This window comes from Dongia sp., assembly GCF_041905885.1.
Classification (GTDB): domain Bacteria; phylum Pseudomonadota; class Alphaproteobacteria; order Dongiales; family Dongiaceae; genus Dongia.
Window position 1 is genome coordinate 25,520 of record NZ_JAYRKD010000034.1, and the last position, 15,112, is coordinate 40,631.

The following is a 15,112-nucleotide window of genomic DNA, read 5'->3' on the forward strand; positions in this document are numbered from 1 at the left end:
TTGACTCCCGCGCAGACTTTCGACTGCGCCGTCATCGGCGGCGGCGTCTTCGGCCTGGCGACCGCGCTCGAACTGGCGCGGCGCAAGCGCAAGACCGTGCTGCTCGATCGCCTGGGCAGTGGCCATCCGGTCACCTCATCGACCGGTCTGTCGCGCTCGATCCGCATCGCCTACGACCAGCCCTTCTACGTGAAGCTGGCGCAGGATGCCTTGCGCGCCTGGCGCGATCTCGAAGCCGCGACCGGCCGCGGCATCTTGCATCTGACCGGCCAGATCGATCTCGGTCCCGCCGCCAAGCTGCAGGCGATCCACGACACGGTGCGCGCCCAAGGCGGTGCGATCCGCGCCGCCGATGCCACGGAACTCCGCCGCCTGATGCCCGAGCTCAAGCCGCTGGCCGGCGAGATCGGCCTCTACCATGCCGATGGCGGCACCGTGCTGGCGGAGCAGGGGATGCTGGCGCTGGCCGCGGCGGCGGCGCAGGCGGGCGCGGTTCTGCACCAGCGCGAACGCGTGACCGCGATCGAACTCGGCGCGGCGCGGCCTGTCGTCGTCGCCGGACCGCGGCGCATCAGCGCCGAGCGCGTGGTGATCGCCGCCGGCCCCTGGAGCACTGCGCTGCTGGAGCCGATCGGCATCGACCTGCCGCTGGCGCCTTCGGTGGCCCAGGTGACTTTCCTCGACGCGCCGGATCAGGTCGGGCGTCCCGGCATCGCCGAATGGGAGACCTCGGCGGCAGGCGGCGTCTATGGTCATCCGGTGCCGGGCGTCGGCTACAAGATCGCCTTCGATGCCGGCAGCACCGGCTGGCAACCGGATGTCACCGACTGGAGCTTCGATCCGGACGAGGAATGCCGCATCCTCAACTGGCTGAAGCAGCGCCTGCCCGGCATGCCGGCACGCGCGAGGCTGAGCCAGCGCCATCCCTGGACCATGACTCCGGACGCCGACTTCATCGTCGACAATCGAGGACCCGTCACGCTCGCCTGCGGCTGCGCCGGCCATGCCTTCAAGTTCGGCCCGGCGCTCGGCCGCCTGGTCGCCGACGTGATGGACGGCGCGCTTCACCCGCCCGAGCTGCGCCTCGATCGTCCGGCGCTGCAACGCCAGGCCTCGGCCACCGCGCCCATCGTCCGCTAGCGGCGGCGGCCATCAAGGACTAGGCTGGCGGGCGTGCCGGGATGTCCCGGCCTTCTGGGAGGCAAGCTCTGTCGGCCATCGGCGATCCAGCATTGGCGGCCATCGAAGCCGCGGATCTGCGGTCGCCGATCACGCGCGCGGGCTATGAATACTGGTTGCGCAAGAAGGGCGACCGCGTGTTTCCCGCCCGCGCCGATTTCGACCCGCTGCTGGATGAGCCGAAGCTCTCGCGCAACATGGTGTTGGTCGACGTGGAGCGCGATCCGCTCGACTTCCGCTATCGCTACATCGGCACCCGCGTGCGCGAGAACATGAGCGCGGAATGGACCGGCAAGCGGATGTCCGAAATCCCGATGCAGCGGTCACCCAACCCGATCTGGCAGCATCACCTCTGGGTGCTGGAGCACCGGATGCCGCGCTTCTACCGCCCGGCCTATCTCGGCCCCTTCAAGGAGTTCAAGTTCATCGAATCCGCCCAGCTGCCCTTGGGTCCGGCGGGCGGCGAGATCGAGATGATGATGGTCTTCGTGGACTTCCTGCGGAGGAGCACAGCCTAGCCGGCCATCTCACTTGCCATGCGCCTCGCCGACGATCCAGTCGCGAAAGAGGGCGATCTCCGGCCGCTGGTCGGCGCCCAGCGGATAGACCAGGTGATAGCGGAAGCCGGTCTTCAGCCGCTTGGAGATCGGCGCCACCAGCTGCTTGCTGTCGATGAAATCCTTCACCAGCGAGGTCTGGCCGAGCGCGACACCCTGGCCGCCGACCGCGGCGCGCAGCAGGAGGTTGCTGTCGGGGAAGGTCATGTCGCGCTGGCGGTCGCTTTCCGAACCGAGATCGGAAACGCCCGCCGCCTCGAACCAGGCCGGCCAGTCCGGCCACAGGCCTTCGCGGCTCGACCAGTCCAGGCGCAGCAGCTGGTGCTGCACCAGGTCTTTCGGTTTGGAGATCGGGTGGCGTTTCAGATAGTCCGGCGCGCAGACCGGCAGGATCTCGTCCTCGAAGAGATCGATCGATTCCAGGCCGGGGTAATGGCCGCGGCCGAAGCGGATCGCGAGATCGGCCTCGTTGCCGGCGAGATCGACAACGGTTTTGGTCGGGTCGAGCAGCACGTCGAGCGCATTGGGCAGCTCGCGATAGCGGGGCAGGCGGCTGATCAGCCAGTTGACGGCAAAGGCCGGCTCGACGCTGAGGCGCAGCCGGCGCGGCGCCTTGCGCTGGCGCATCCGTTCCACCGCCTGCTGCATCTGGCGAAAGGCGTTGATCAGCGGATCCTTACCGCGCAGGCCGGCCTCGGTCAGCTCCAGCGCGTTGCCGCGCTTCTGCACCACAGCGAGGCCGAGATCGGCCTCCAAGGCCCGGATCTGTTGGGTGACCGCCGCCGGGGTCACATGCAGTTCCTCGGCTGCGCGCCTGACCGAGCCCAACCGGGCCGCGGCCTCGAAGGCGCGCAGCGCCGCCAGCGCCGGCATGCGGGTCTGGGCCGGCTTCTTGGTTTCCGGGGGTGTCGCCATGGCCGGTTATCCCTTAACGGGAGGTTAAGTCGTCTGTTTAGCCCAGCTTAACAGAAATCACACCCGAACTCAGTCGAAAATCCCAGCGAACCAGCTAAATATGCAAGCTATGGAGCGAGGGCGAACGAGATGACCCCGCCGACTGTTTAGAAGGAGTGACTATCATGAACAACCGGACCCTGGTGCGCGAATTGGCCGATCACGACGACCGCCAGCTGATGGATATCGGCTTGGTGCGTGGCGAGGACGGGACCCTGCGTCTCGCCGCCGATCCGGCGCTGCCGGCCGGTTACGCCGTCGCCGACCAGGCCTTCTCCGGCGTGATGGCCACCATCCGCTCGATCCTGCGCGAAGTCCGCGCGGTTCCCTTCCACACCAGCGCCAGCGGCCCGGTCATCCTGACCCAGGAAGCGGCCTGATCCTTCACCCGCCGGCCGCCCCGATCGCGGGGCGGCTGGCGGTCGCTTGCAGCGACCAGCCCAAACCTTCTGAGCGCCGGGTCGTCCCCCCGGCGCTTTTTTCATGGGGCTTTGTTCATTCGGGCAGGATCGGCTCGATCGGGCGCGGCTTGCGCCGGTCGACCAGGATGATGCCCAGCCCGCTGGCGACGATCGTCGCGATCCCGAGCAAGGCGAGCGGATTGGGCCACTCGTTGAACACGATCAGGCCCGACAGCATCGCCCAGACCGCGAAGCTGTAGAAGAACGGCGCAATCACCGCCGGCGCACCGAGCCGGTAGGCCATGAACACGCCGAAATGTCCCAGGGTCACGAAGAAGCCGGAGGCGACCAGATAGAGGGTGTTCCGCGCGCTCGGCAGCACCACGGTTTCGGTGACGACCATGCCGATGCCGGATGCCGCCAGCACCACGATGTTGGTGGCGAGGGTCGCGACCAGCGCCGGGATATCCGATGAGACCTTGCGTCCGGCCACGTCGCGGAGCGCGAGGAAGAGGGCGCTGGCGAAGGCCAGCAGGGCCGCGGTCGAGAAGCCGCTGGCGTCCGGCTGGGCGACCAGGAGCGCGCCGACGAAGCCGGCGGCGATCAGCCCGAACCGCACCAGCCCGATGCGCTCGCGGCCGATCGTGGCGATGATCAGGATGAAGATCAGCGGCGCGATCTGCTCGATCGCTACCACATCCGCGATCGGCATCATCGAGAGCGCGACGATATAGAACATGACGCCGGCGGTTTCGAACGCGGCGCGTGCCAGGGATGCGGGGGTGAAGCCGCGGGCAACGCCCCGCCACTGTCCCAGCACCAGCACCAGTCCCGCGCACCAGGCGACGGCGAAGATGCCGCGCACGAACAGCACCTCGAACGGCGGCACGCCGGCCAGGGTCACCAGCTTCATGAAGGTATCGCAGACCACGTAGGACGCGGTCGCAAACAGCATCCCGGCGATGCCGCGGGCGTTGGAAGTCGCAGTGGACATGAAAATCTGCCGGCGGGGTCCCGCGGCTCCGTCGTGGAGTTATTGCACTTCCTGAAAGGTAGCGGAGGCCGGCGGAATTGTCAGGTCCTTTGGCCCAACTTGACCGGCCGCAAACCCCCGGCGCCTACTCACGGTCAAAGTGGGGATAGAGGTGGGGGCGGGACTCCGCGAATGACGAAAGAGATCGGCTGGATGCGTTGGGTGCCGGGACTCGTGACTCTGCGGCACTACCAGGCTGACTGGTTGCCGCGCGATCTGGTCGCGGGTTTGGTCCTGACGACCATGCTGGTGCCGGTCGGCATCGCCTATGCGGCGGCCTCTGGCGTGCCCGGCATCTACGGTCTCTACGCGACCATCGTGCCGCTGCTGGCCTATGCGCTGTTCGGTCCGAGCCGCATCCTGGTGCTGGGGCCGGATTCTTCGCTGGCGGCGCTGATCCTCGGCGTCGTCCTGCCGCTCTCGCAGGGCGACCCGATGCGCGCCGTTGCACTGGCCGGCGGCATGGCGATCGTCTCCGGCGTGATCTGCATCATCGCCGGCTTGGCCAAGCTCGGCTTCATCACCGAGCTGCTGTCGAAGCCGATCCGCTACGGCTACATGAACGGCATCGCCCTAACCGTGCTGATCAGCCAGGTCCCGAAGCTGCTCGGCTTTAAGATCGAAGGCGATGGGCCTTTGCGCAACATCATCGCGATTGTCCGGGCGATTTTCGATGGCGAGGTCAACCTGACCGCGTTCGCGATCGGCGCCGGCACGCTGATCGTGATCCTGGCGCTGAAGCGGTTCAAACGCGTGCCGGGCATCCTGCTGGCCGTGATCGGCGCGACGGTGATCGCCGGCGTGCTCGATCTCGGCGCGACTGCCGGCATCTCCGTTCTTGGGCCCTTGCCGCAAGGCCTGCCGGGCTTCGCGATCCCTTGGCTGACGTCCGCCGACCTGGTCCCGGTGCTGCTGGGCGGGGCCGCCGTCGCCATGGTTTCCTTCGCCGATACCAGCGTGCTTTCCCGCACCTATGCCGCGCGCCTCAAGAGCCCGGTCGATCCCAACCAGGAAATGGTCGGCCTCGGCGCCGCCAATTTCGCCGCCGGCTTCTTCCAGGGCTTTCCGATCAGCAGCAGCTCGTCCCGCACGCCGGTGGCGGAGGCGGCCGGCGCCCGCACCCAGTTGACCGGCGTGGTCGGTGCGATCGCCGTCGCGCTGCTGCTCGTGTTCGCACCGAATCTGCTGGCGGACCTGCCATCGGCGGCCCTGGCGGCCGTGGTCATCGCCTCGGCGATCGGCCTGTTCGAGTTCGGCGACCTGGTGCGGATCTATCGCATCCAGCGCTGGGAATTCTGGCTCTCGATCGTCTGCTTCGCCGGCGTCGCGGTGTTCGGCGCCATTCCCGGCATCGGCATCGCGGTGGTGCTGGCCGTGATCGAGTTCCTGTGGGACGGCTGGCGGCCGCATTCGGCGATCCTCGGCCGGGCCGAAGGCATCAAGGGCTACCACGACATCACCCGCTATCCCGATGCCCGCCGCGTTCCCGGCCTGGTGCTGTTCCGCTGGGATGCGCCGCTGTTCTTCGCCAATGCCGAGCTCTTTCGCGAGCGCGTCCTCGAGGTGATCGCAACCGCGCCGACCCCGACCCGCTGGCTGGTCATCGCCGCCGAGCCGGTTACCAGCGTGGACGTGACCGCCAATGACAGCCTCGCGGAGCTGGTGAAGTCGCTGCAGGAGGCCGGCGTCGCGCTGCGCTTCGCCGAGCTCAAGGACCCGGTGAAGGACAAGCTGAAGCGCTTCGGCTTTTACGCGGAGCTGGGTGAGGCGGCCTTCTTCCCCACGCTCGGCGCCGCCGTCAACGCATACCTCAAGGCCCACGACGACGTCGAATGGGTGGATTGGGAGGATCGATGAACTGGCTTCTGGTCCTGGTTCCCGTCGCGATCGGCCTCGAGCATCTGGCACCCGATCGCTATCTGCTGATCTTCGCGACCGCCTGCCTGGCGATCCTGCCGCTGGCGGCGCGCATGGGCCATGCCACCGAGGCCCTGGCCGAGCGCATGGGCGAAGGCGTCGGCGGGCTGCTCAACGCCACCTTCGGCAATGCGGCCGAGCTGATCATAGCCCTCGCGGCCTTGCGCGCCGGGCTCTACGACGTGGTCAAGGCTTCGATCGCGGGATCCATCGTCGGCAACATCCTGCTGGTGCTCGGCGCCGCCATGCTGGCGGGCGGAATGCGCCACCGCGAGCAGAGCTACAACCCGGTCGGCGCGCGCTCCCAGGCGACCATGCTGACCCTCGCCGCCATCGCCTTGATCCTGCCGGCCGCCTTCCAGGTCGCGGCCGGCACCACGCCGGAAACGCTCGGCTATCTCAGCGTCTCGATCTCGGTCGTGCTGCTCCTGGTCTATGCCTGCTTCCTAGGCTTCAGCCTGGTCACGCATTCGGCGCTGTTCGCCGGTTCCCACGCGGCGGAGGCGGGCAAGCCACCCGCCTCGGTGGCCCGCGCCGGGCTGGAACTCGCCCTTTCCACCGCGGCGATCGCCTGGATCAGCGAGATCATGGTCGGGGCGATCGAGCCGACCGCCCACGAGTTCGGCCTGAGCGCGGTCTTCGTCGGGGTCTTCGTGGTGGCGATCGTCGGTAACGCCGCCGAGCATGCGACCGCGATCAGCGCCGCGATGAAGAACCGCATGGATCTCTCGCTCTCAATCGCGATCGGCTCCAGCGTCCAGGTGGCGCTGTTCGTGGCGCCGTTCCTGGTGCTGACCAGCCTGTTCCTGGGGCCGGCGCCGATGGACCTGGCCTTCCCCGCGGGCCTGGTCCTGATCGTGCTGCTCTCGGTCCTGATCACCGGCCAGGTCGCCGGCGACGGACGCTCCGACTGGCTGAAGGGCGTCCAATTGCTGGCCGTTTACCTGGTGCTCGGCCTCGCTTTCTTTTTCCTCCCGATCGCGCCGATCCCCTGACGCCAGGTCAGAGCGCCAGCGGATCGCCGATCATCGCGTTCATCAGCGCCATCCGCAGCGGCACGCCGTTGGCCGCCTGCTGGAAGTAGACCGAATGCGGGCTGTTGTCGAAGCTTGCCGGGATCTCGCAGCGCCGGTCCAGCGGATGCATGACGATGAGCTCCGGCTTGGCCCGGGCGACGCTGGCGTGGTCGATTAGGAACTGCGGCTTCACGATGTAGTAGGCGTGCTCGCCCATAGCGTTGTGATAGATGACATCGACCTCCGCGGCGACGTCGGCCACGTCCGAGACGCATTCCCAGTCCAGGCCCGCAGCGTCGATCGCGTGCTGCTCGGCATCCGGCAAGCGGCCCGGCGCGTCCGAGAGCAGATAGACCTTGACCTTGTCGAAGGCGCAGAGAGCATGCAGCAGCGAATGCGCGGCGCGCAGATGCAGGCCGCCGATCATCAGGATCTTCAACCCGTCGATCCGCCCCAGGCGCTCCTGCATGGTGAAGAGATCGATCATGGTCTGGGTTGGGTGCTCGGATCCGGCGCCGATGCCGTCGCCGCCGTTGATCACCGGCACGCCGCAATGTTCGGCGAAGAGCTTCGGCGTGCCGACGTCGGGATGGCGCATCACCGCGATGTCGCAGTAGGCCGAGATGCAGGTGGCGGTATCCTCCAGGCTCTCCGGCTGCAAGGCACCAAGGCGCGATGCCTCCTTGGTGCTGAAGCCGACCACGCCGCCGCCCATGCGGATCATAGCCGCCTCGAAGGAGAGGCGGGTGCGGGTGCTGGTCGAGAAGAACAGGCTGCCGAGGATCTTGCCGGCGAGCGGCTTGGCCGCGACCACGTCCTTGAACTGTGCCTTGATCGCCGCGGCGCTGTCGATCAGCGCCTCGATGGCGTGCCGCGGCATGCCGCGCATGCTGAGCACGTCGGCGTTGCGGAATGCTTCCAGCGGATGGTTGGGGTGAAGCGGGGGATCGGCCCAATTCACGTCGCGCGGTGTGAAGGGCGAGAAGGCCGGCTTTGCCCGATGGGAAGCCCGATGGGAAGGTTGAGCAGTCATGATGTGACCTCTCCGGATTCGGTTTTGGGATCGGGGCGACGGCGATCGAATCGCTTTGCAGCCGAACGCTGTGCCGTTCCGCAGTATCGGCCTCGACGCCAGATCAAGTGACCCAGGATTCTTCCGTATTGCCGCATGAAACGTGCTTAACTAGGACTCGCATGCTGGGGATTGCGTGGATAACTTTCGCGGCGGGAAGCAGTCCTAGATTCAGGCGATGGATGAAGTCGAAACAGCGCGCTCGGCGAAGTTCTTAATCCACCGTCGCGGCGCCGAGGCGGCGAAGCAATGGGCGGCGCAGCGCGCGCTCGAAGTCGGCGATGCCGAGAGCCGCGCCGCCTGGCTCCGCATTCTCCAGGCGATCATCGACCTCAGCCCGTCGCCGGGCGCGGATGCGCCGTTCAACTGACGGCGCCTGCTACTTGCGGCGCGGCGCCGGGATCTGCATCCAAAGGCTTAGGCCTCTCGTACCCGATGACGCAGAACGGACCCCAGCCTATGATCGGGATTCAAATGGAGACGTTGCTTTCGACAAAGCTCCCGCGCCGCCGGGTGATCGGCCTGGCGGTGACGGTCGCGGGCCTTCTGCTCGCCGGTTGCGCGCCGCAACAGCCGCCCGCGCCGGGCAGCTGGCAGGAGGAATACTACCGCCGCAAGGAGAAGTACCGGCAGTGGGGCGAGGGGCAACGACAGTGAACTCTCGCCGCCCCCTTTCCGCGCTGCTTGCTCTCGGCCTGTGGCTCGCCGGCTGCGGGGGCAACCAGTATCCGGCCACGCCGCCCAACCCGAACGATCCCAATCTGACCTGGGGCCAGAAGCACTATATCCAGAAGATGAAGTATCAGGAGATGACCAACGACCGGCTGCAATGATGCCGCCTTCGACCGACCTCGGGTCGCGCGACTCGAGGGAACACAAGAAAGACCTGCGGTTTATTCCTCCAAGCAGTGCACCTACGCCTGCCGAAGGAGGACATCGATGCGCCAAGCCGCCAGCAAATCCAGCCCGCAGCCGCTGCATCCCGAGTCGCAGCGCGAAGTCCCGACCTTCGTCGCGACCGACCTCCTGGAAAAGCTGATCGCCGACCGCGATGCCCGCGCCGTGGACCGGGTGGTCGCGGCGACGCGCCGGCATTGAGGCCGGCCATGCGCAAGACCAGCGCCGGGCGGACCCGATTCGCCGCCGGCCCGGCCGACCGGCCGCGCCTGTGGCCTCCGGCGCGGCGTTCGCTCTCGCCGGCCTTCGGTCTCGAAACGCTCGACCAGATGGGGATCGACATCGATCAGGATCCGCGTGCCTTCGCCAGGTTCCTGGAAATGAAGAACCGGGCCCAGGACAGACGCTAGAAAAAGCTTGGCGGCCCGTCGACGGGGGACGGTTCGGCCGATTACCATCCGGCCATGACCATCCAGAAGCTTGCCACCATCCGCAGCTACCACGCCCATGTCTATTTCGACGGCCCGGAGCAACGCCGGCAAGCCGAGGCCCTGCGCGAGGAGATCGGCGCTCGCTTTTCGGTCCGGCTCGGCCGCTGGCATGACCACCTGGTTGGCCCGCATACGCGGCCGATGTACCAGGTCTCGTTCGCGCCGGGCGAGTTTCCGCGTCTCGTTCCCTGGCTGATGATCAACCGGCGCGGGCTTGCCGTGCTGATCCACCCCAACACTGGCCAGCCGAAAGCCGACCACCTGCTGCATGCGCTCTGGCTGGGCGAAATTCTCGACCTCGACGCGGCGCCGCTGCCGGAGCTTGACGAAGCGCCGGAGCCGGCCATCGAACTCAACACCGATCCGAAGCTGACGCCTTAGACGCACGGTGCTGGCGAGGCTATTGCACCCGTGAATTGACCGGCCCGACCCGCGTATCGACCGGGAGAATCCGCTGTCCGGCCCGGCGGTCCATCGCGTCGATGACGGCCTGCAGGGAATTTCCGATCACCGGCGCGAGATCGCGACCCGTCGCGGTGCAGGTCTCCGCATTGCAGGTGATGCTTACGCCGTTGGCGCGACAGCCATATTCCTCGCCGCCGGCGCGGGGGACAGTGCCCAGCTGCTGCTGGCAGGCGCGCGTGATGGTGGCCTGATCGATAAAGCCCATGTCGATGGTCTTGCCGGCGGCCCAGGACGCGCCGCCGCTCGCCAGGATCGGGGCCAGTCCGAAGAGCGTGATCGCAACAGCTTTCCACATGACGCACCCTCCGCCTTCGCCTGGCAGCCAACGTGCCAGAGGCGGGGCTGTTCCATCCCGGGCCGGAAGCTGGGTATTCCCGGACAATTCGCGGCGGGACTTGCGTCGCGTCGGCCGGGTCCATATTGTCCGGCCCCTTCCAAAGCAGCCAGCGACGGACCGGCCATGGCGACAGGGTATTGCGGACTGGATTTCGGCACGTCCAATTCGACCCTGGCGCTGCACGCCGAGGGGCGCGCCTTCCTCTGTCCGCTGGAGGGTCGATCGGTCACCCTGCCGAGCGCCGTCTTCTACGATGCCGAGGACCATTCGGTACGCTTCGGCCGGGACGCGATCCGGCACTATGTCGAAGGCGTGGAGGGCCGGCTGTTGCGCGCCTTGAAGAGCGTGCTCGGCAGCAGCCTCATCGAAGAGACCACGCTGATCCAGCGCAAGCGCGTCGCCATGCGCGCCATCATCGGCATGTTCATCCGCCACCTGAAACGCACCGCCGAGGCGCATCACGGCGCGGCCTTGGACAGCGTCGTGCTCGGCCGACCGGTGCATTTCGTCGATGACGACGAGGAAGCCGATCGCCGGGCCGAGGCCGAACTGATCGCCGCGGCCAAGGCGGAAGGCTTCCGCCATGTTGAAACCCAGCTCGAGCCGATCGCGGCCGCCTTGGCCTATGAGCAGAGCCTCGACCGGGAAGAGCTCTCCTTGATCGTCGATCTCGGCGGTGGCACCTCGGACTTCGTGGTCGCGCGGCTCTCGCCCGAACGCGCGCGGCAGGCCGACCGCGCCGGCGACATCCTGGGGCGCAGCGGCATCCATATCGGCGGCACCGACTTCGACCGGCGCCTGAGCATCGACAAGGTGATGCCGCATCTCGGCACCGGGGTGCGGCTGGGCGAGAAGCGGCTGCCGATGCCGCATTACCTGTTCCACGACCTCGCGACCTGGCACAAGATCCCTTTCCTCTACACCTCCGAGAACCTGCACTATCTACGCAGCATCGTGCTGACCGCCGACCGGCCGGAATTGCTGCGCCGCCTGATCGATGTGCTGGCGCACCGCAACGGCCATCGCATCGCCGGCGAGGTCGAGGCGGCCAAGATCGCGCTCTCGGATGCCGAGGCGGCGTCCTTCGCGCTGCCGCTTGATCCGCCGGTCACCGTCGATGTCGCACGCCGCGACATGGAGCGCGCGGTGCGTGACGACACCGGCCGGCTGATCGAGACCATCACGCGCTGCACCCGGGCCGCCGCCGTCAAGCCTGAGCAGATCCAATCGGTTTTTCTGACCGGCGGCTCGACCGGCATCCCGGCGGTGCGCGCACGCATCCTGGCGCATCTGCCGAACGCCAAGGCGGTGCCGGGCGACATGTTCGGCAGCGTCGGTACCGGCCTCGCGATCGACGCCCATCGCCGGTTCGGGTAACGCTATTCCTCCCATCGACGGCAGCCGGCCCCGCCGATACCATGCGGCCAAACAGGGGCGGGGGATCCGGTGACATTTGCCTGTGCGCTGACGTTCGATTTCGATGCCATGTCGGTCTGGCTAGGCTCCTACAAGAGTCGCAATCCGAGCGTAATCTCGCGCGGCGAGTTCGGCGCCGTCGCGGTGCCGCGGATCCTGGATATCCTGAAGCGCCACGGCGTGCCGGGCAGCTTCTGCGTGCCGGGTCATACGGCGCTGGCCTATCCCGCGCTGGTGAAGCGCATCCATGACGAGGGCCACGAGATCGCGCATCACGGCTGGGTGCATGAGAATCCCGCCGACTTCGACGAAGCCGGCGAACGCGCCAATCTCGATCATGGGTTGAAGGCGCTCAAAGACGTCGCCGGGGTGACACCCAGGGGCTACCGCTCGCCGGCCTGGGACTTCAGCGAGAACACCGTGAAGATCCTGCAGGATTACGGCTTCCTCTATGACTCCAGCCTGATGGGCAGCGACTTCACGCCCTATTACGCGCGGATCGGCGACAAGTTCGACGACAAGTCGCCCTATGTGTTCGGGCCGAACATCGACCTGGTCGAGCTCCCGGTGACCTGGATCCTCGATGACTTCCCGCATTTCGAATTTGCCGGCGACACCCAGGGCCTGGCCGCGCCCTCCAAGGTCGAGGAGATCTGGCGCGCCGAGTTCGACTACGGCCGAAAGAACGTGCCGGGCGGGCTCTTTAATCTCACCATGCACCCGCAGGTGATCGGCCGCGGCCACCGCCTGATGATGCTCGAACGCCTGATCGAGTATTTCAAGAGCCAGCCCGGCGTGACCTTCACCACCCTGGCCGGCTATGCCGCGCAATGGCGCAATGCCAATCCGCTGGAAGCCTGGCGCAATTCCGGCGCCATCCACGCCCAGCCGAGCCGGGACCGGGGCCACTGATGTCGTCCGCCTTCAACATCGTCGAAGCGGATATCGCCGCCCTCCGCCATGCATTGGAGCAGGGCATCGTCACCAGCGTGGAACTGGTCGCCGCCTATCTCAACCGCATTGCCTTCTATGATCGGTCCGGCATCCAGCTCAACGCCGTCCCGGTGCTGAACGCCGCGATGTTTGCGGAAGCCTTGGCCTCCGACCAGCGCCGCGCCGCCGGACAGGTGATCGGGCCGTTGGACGGCATTCCCTACACCGCCAAGGACAGCTACAAGGCGCGCGGCCTGACCGTGGCTTCCGGCTCGCCGGCCTTCGAGCATCTGCTGGCGGGCGACGATGCCTTCACCATCGCGCGGCTGCGCGCCGCGGGCGCCGTGCTGATCGGCCTCACCAACATGCCGCCGATGGCCAATGGCGGCATGGAGCGCGGCGTCTATGGCCGCGCCGAAAGCCCCTATAACGCGCACTTCCTCACCTCGGCCTTCTATTCCGGCTCGTCCAACGGCTCGGGCACCGCGACCGCGGCCAGCTTCGCGGCCTTCGGCCTCGGCGAGGAGACCTGGTCCTCCGGCCGGGCGCCGGCCTCCTGCAATGCGCTGGCGGCCTATACGCCGTCGCGCGGCGTCATCTCGATGCGCGGCAACTGGCCCCTGGTGCCGACGATGGATGTCGTGGTGCCGCATGCGCGCAGCATGGCGGATCTGTTCGAGATCCTGGACGCCATCGTTGCCGACGACCCCGAGCCGCGCGGCGATTTCTGGCGGATGCAGAAGGTGCTGGAGATCCCCGCCGCGACCGCGCATCGCCCGAAGCGCTACCGCGATCTCGCCGACCCCGCGGCCTTGCGCGGCCGCCGCCTCGGCGTGCCCAGGGCGTTCATCAACGCCGACCGCAACCCGGATTCATGGGAGCCGATCCAGACCCGCGACAGCGTCCTCGCCCAGTGGCGCCAGGCGCGCGCGGCCCTGGAGCGGCTCGGCGCGGAGGTCGTGGAGGTCGATTTCCCGGCGCTCACCGAATACGAGCGCGACGGCGTCGGCGGCGAGGCCCTGGTGCGAACCGGCGTGGTTCCGAAGGATTATCCGCATGCCGAGCTCTGGACCCTCTGCATGTTCGCCTGGGACGATTTTCTGAAAGCCAATGCCGATCCCGCGCTCGACGCGCTGGCCGATGTCGAGGGCAAGAAGATCTTTCCGCATCCGACCGGCGCCGTGCCGGACCCGATGCATGAGCGCAACATCGCGATCGACCTCAGCGAATACACGCGCCTCGCCAAGGAGCGGGGCATCACGCCGCTGGCTGAGATTCCCGATCTCGCCGCAGGCATCCGCGGGCTGGAGCGCTTCCGCCGGGAACGCTACGACGCCTGGCTCCAGGCGAACCGACTCGACGCGCTGGTTTTCCCGACCTTGGCGGATGTCGCGCCCGCCGATGCCGACACCAATCTCGTCTCGCAACGCATCGCCTGGCGCAACGGCACCTGGGTCGCCAACGGCAACCTGATCATCCGCCATCTCGGCATTCCGACGGTGACCGTGCCGATGGGCATTCTCGCCGATATCGGCATGCCGATCGGCCTCACCTTCGCCGCGCAGCCCTATGAGGACACCAAGCTGCTCGGCTACGCCTATGCCTTCGAGCAATCCGGCCCCTGGCGTGTAGCCCCGCCGCGAACGCCTCCGTTGCCCAGCGACGTCTTTCCCGCGCGCCCGGCAACGCCCCGGGCCGCGTCCGCCGGCACCAGCTTCGGCGCGACCGCGGTGGACCGGCCGGACGGCAGGGTCGAGATCCGCGTCGCCGGCGAAACCCAGGCGCCGCGGGTCCGGATCTTCGTCGACGGCGTGCCGCTGGAGGTCGCCCGCGACGGCATCCGCTTCACGGCAAGCTGCAGCTTACCCGCCCAGGCGAACCGCCCCCGCCACAGCGAATGGCGCGGGGCTTACGGCCATCTCGTCCTGATGGTCGCAGACGGCGGCGCGTCGCTGCCGATCGCCGACTATCGCGTTGTGGATGGGGTGGAATAGGGCCGTCGATATAATTCGCGGACGCCCTGTCGATTCTCCGCCCGGCCGCTCGACGTCTGGGGGAAGGGCAGGGCATTCGCCCGCCCGCGGCGCGCTGAGGAGACATCATGACCCAGTATCTGGTGGCCATTCATCACCCCGACGACTACGACCCGGCGGTTGCCGAGGATGCGCAGATGGACCGCGACATCGACGTCCTCAACGCGGCGATGGTCGCGGCCGGCGTCCGGGTCTTCGTCGGCGGGTTGCAGCCGGCCGGCCGGGCGCGGTCGCTACGCACCCAACCCGATGGTAAGCTGCATATCACCGACGGGCCCTATCTGGAAACCAAGGAGCATATCGGCGGTTTCTGGGTGCTGGAATGCGCCGGCCTGGACGAGGCGCTGGATTGGGGGCGCAAGGCCGCCATCGCCTGCCGCGCGCCGGTCGAGGTGCGCCCGTTTCACTGAG

General features: G+C 67.6%; 19 protein-coding genes. 15 read left to right on the forward strand and 4 right to left on the reverse strand.

Going from position 1 to position 15,112, the window contains the following annotated elements:
- Both ACH2CY_RS24690 and ACH2CY_RS24695 read left to right on the forward strand, forming a co-directional pair.
- On the forward strand, nt 1-1,140 hold the full coding sequence (locus ACH2CY_RS24690; RefSeq protein ID WP_395022462.1) for an FAD-dependent oxidoreductase: 1,140 nt from the start codon (nt 1-3) through the stop codon (nt 1,138-1,140).
- A 92-nt stretch (nt 1,141-1,232) separates the two neighbouring features.
- Entirely contained in the window at nt 1,233-1,697 is a 465-nt protein-coding gene (locus ACH2CY_RS24695) for a PAS domain-containing protein (RefSeq protein WP_395022464.1), read from the forward strand.
- Between the two features lie 9 nt (nt 1,698-1,706).
- Here ACH2CY_RS24695 and ACH2CY_RS24700 read toward each other — a convergent pair whose 3' ends face one another.
- Nucleotides 1,707-2,651 (reverse strand): LysR substrate-binding domain-containing protein, encoded by a 945-nt coding sequence (locus ACH2CY_RS24700; protein ID WP_395022466.1) that lies wholly within the window; start codon nt 2,649-2,651, stop codon nt 1,707-1,709.
- A 164-nt stretch (nt 2,652-2,815) separates the two neighbouring features.
- Here ACH2CY_RS24700 and ACH2CY_RS24705 point away from each other — a divergent pair, with 164 nt between their 5' ends.
- Nucleotides 2,816-3,070, forward strand: coding sequence for a DUF1127 domain-containing protein (locus tag ACH2CY_RS24705; protein WP_395022467.1), 255 nt, complete (start codon nt 2,816-2,818; stop codon nt 3,068-3,070).
- A 115-nt stretch (nt 3,071-3,185) separates the two neighbouring features.
- Here the strand turns inward: ACH2CY_RS24705 and ACH2CY_RS24710 are convergent, their stop codons facing one another.
- Entirely contained in the window at nt 3,186-4,085 is a 900-nt protein-coding gene (locus ACH2CY_RS24710; RefSeq protein ID WP_395022468.1) for a DMT family transporter, read from the reverse strand.
- 171 nt (nt 4,086-4,256) lie between these two features.
- Here ACH2CY_RS24710 and ACH2CY_RS24715 point away from each other — a divergent pair, with 171 nt between their 5' ends.
- Both ACH2CY_RS24715 and cax read left to right on the forward strand, forming a co-directional pair.
- Entirely contained in the window at nt 4,257-5,981 is a 1,725-nt protein-coding gene (locus tag ACH2CY_RS24715; protein WP_395022469.1) for a SulP family inorganic anion transporter, read from the forward strand.
- Entirely contained in the window at nt 5,978-7,036 is a 1,059-nt protein-coding gene (gene cax / locus ACH2CY_RS24720) for a calcium/proton exchanger (RefSeq protein WP_395022470.1), read from the forward strand. The genes ACH2CY_RS24715 and cax overlap by 4 nt, the downstream gene beginning before the upstream one ends.
- Before the next feature lie 7 nt (nt 7,037-7,043).
- Here the strand turns inward: cax and pyrB are convergent, their stop codons facing one another.
- Complete coding sequence (gene pyrB, locus ACH2CY_RS24725; protein ID WP_395022472.1) at nt 7,044-8,090, reverse strand: aspartate carbamoyltransferase; 1,047 nt, start codon at nt 8,088-8,090, stop codon at nt 7,044-7,046.
- Between the two features lie 217 nt (nt 8,091-8,307).
- Here pyrB and ACH2CY_RS24730 point away from each other — a divergent pair, with 217 nt between their 5' ends.
- The 6 genes from ACH2CY_RS24730 to ACH2CY_RS24755 all read left to right on the forward strand — a co-directional run bounded on the left by ACH2CY_RS24730 (nt 8,308) and on the right by ACH2CY_RS24755 (nt 9,898).
- Nucleotides 8,308-8,499: a hypothetical protein gene (locus ACH2CY_RS24730; RefSeq protein ID WP_395022474.1), complete on the forward strand. Its 192-nt coding sequence runs from the start codon at nt 8,308-8,310 to the stop codon at nt 8,497-8,499.
- Nucleotides 8,500-8,603: 104 nt separating this feature from the next.
- Nucleotides 8,604-8,786 (forward strand): hypothetical protein, encoded by a 183-nt coding sequence (locus ACH2CY_RS24735; protein ID WP_395022475.1) that lies wholly within the window; start codon nt 8,604-8,606, stop codon nt 8,784-8,786.
- Nucleotides 8,783-8,962 carry a hypothetical protein gene (locus tag ACH2CY_RS24740; RefSeq protein ID WP_395022476.1) on the forward strand — a complete coding sequence of 60 codons (180 nt, stop codon included), beginning with the start codon at nt 8,783-8,785 and terminating at the stop codon, nt 8,960-8,962. Before ACH2CY_RS24735 ends, ACH2CY_RS24740 begins: the two co-directional genes overlap by 4 nt.
- A 106-nt stretch (nt 8,963-9,068) precedes the next feature.
- Nucleotides 9,069-9,227, forward strand: coding sequence for a hypothetical protein (locus tag ACH2CY_RS24745; RefSeq protein WP_395022478.1), 159 nt, complete (start codon nt 9,069-9,071; stop codon nt 9,225-9,227).
- A gap of 8 nt (nt 9,228-9,235) precedes the next feature.
- Entirely contained in the window at nt 9,236-9,436 is a 201-nt protein-coding gene (locus ACH2CY_RS24750) for a hypothetical protein (RefSeq protein ID WP_395022479.1), read from the forward strand.
- A gap of 54 nt (nt 9,437-9,490) precedes the next feature.
- Nucleotides 9,491-9,898, forward strand: a complete 408-nt coding sequence (locus tag ACH2CY_RS24755; protein WP_395022480.1) for a DOPA 4,5-dioxygenase family protein — start codon at nt 9,491-9,493, stop codon at nt 9,896-9,898.
- Nucleotides 9,899-9,917: 19 nt separating this feature from the next.
- Here ACH2CY_RS24755 and ACH2CY_RS24760 read toward each other — a convergent pair whose 3' ends face one another.
- The gene (locus ACH2CY_RS24760; protein WP_395022482.1) at nt 9,918-10,277 is read right to left on the reverse strand and encodes a hypothetical protein; all 360 of its coding nucleotides are present in this window, start codon (nt 10,275-10,277) and stop codon (nt 9,918-9,920) included.
- A gap of 165 nt (nt 10,278-10,442) precedes the next feature.
- On the opposite strand from ACH2CY_RS24760, the gene ACH2CY_RS24765 reads away from it, so the two are divergent.
- From ACH2CY_RS24765 to ACH2CY_RS24780, 4 genes are all read left to right on the forward strand, one after another.
- Nucleotides 10,443-11,696, forward strand: coding sequence for an Hsp70 family protein (locus ACH2CY_RS24765; protein ID WP_395022484.1), 1,254 nt, complete (start codon nt 10,443-10,445; stop codon nt 11,694-11,696).
- A 69-nt stretch (nt 11,697-11,765) separates the two neighbouring features.
- Nucleotides 11,766-12,647: a polysaccharide deacetylase gene (locus ACH2CY_RS24770; protein WP_395022485.1), complete on the forward strand. Its 882-nt coding sequence runs from the start codon at nt 11,766-11,768 to the stop codon at nt 12,645-12,647.
- Entirely contained in the window at nt 12,647-14,662 is a 2,016-nt protein-coding gene (locus ACH2CY_RS24775; protein ID WP_395022487.1) for an amidase, read from the forward strand. The genes ACH2CY_RS24770 and ACH2CY_RS24775 overlap by 1 nt, the downstream gene beginning before the upstream one ends.
- Before the next feature lie 107 nt (nt 14,663-14,769).
- Nucleotides 14,770-15,111 carry a YciI family protein gene (locus ACH2CY_RS24780; RefSeq protein WP_395022488.1) on the forward strand — a complete coding sequence of 114 codons (342 nt, stop codon included), beginning with the start codon at nt 14,770-14,772 and terminating at the stop codon, nt 15,109-15,111.
- Nucleotide 15,112: the final 1 nt, after the last annotated feature.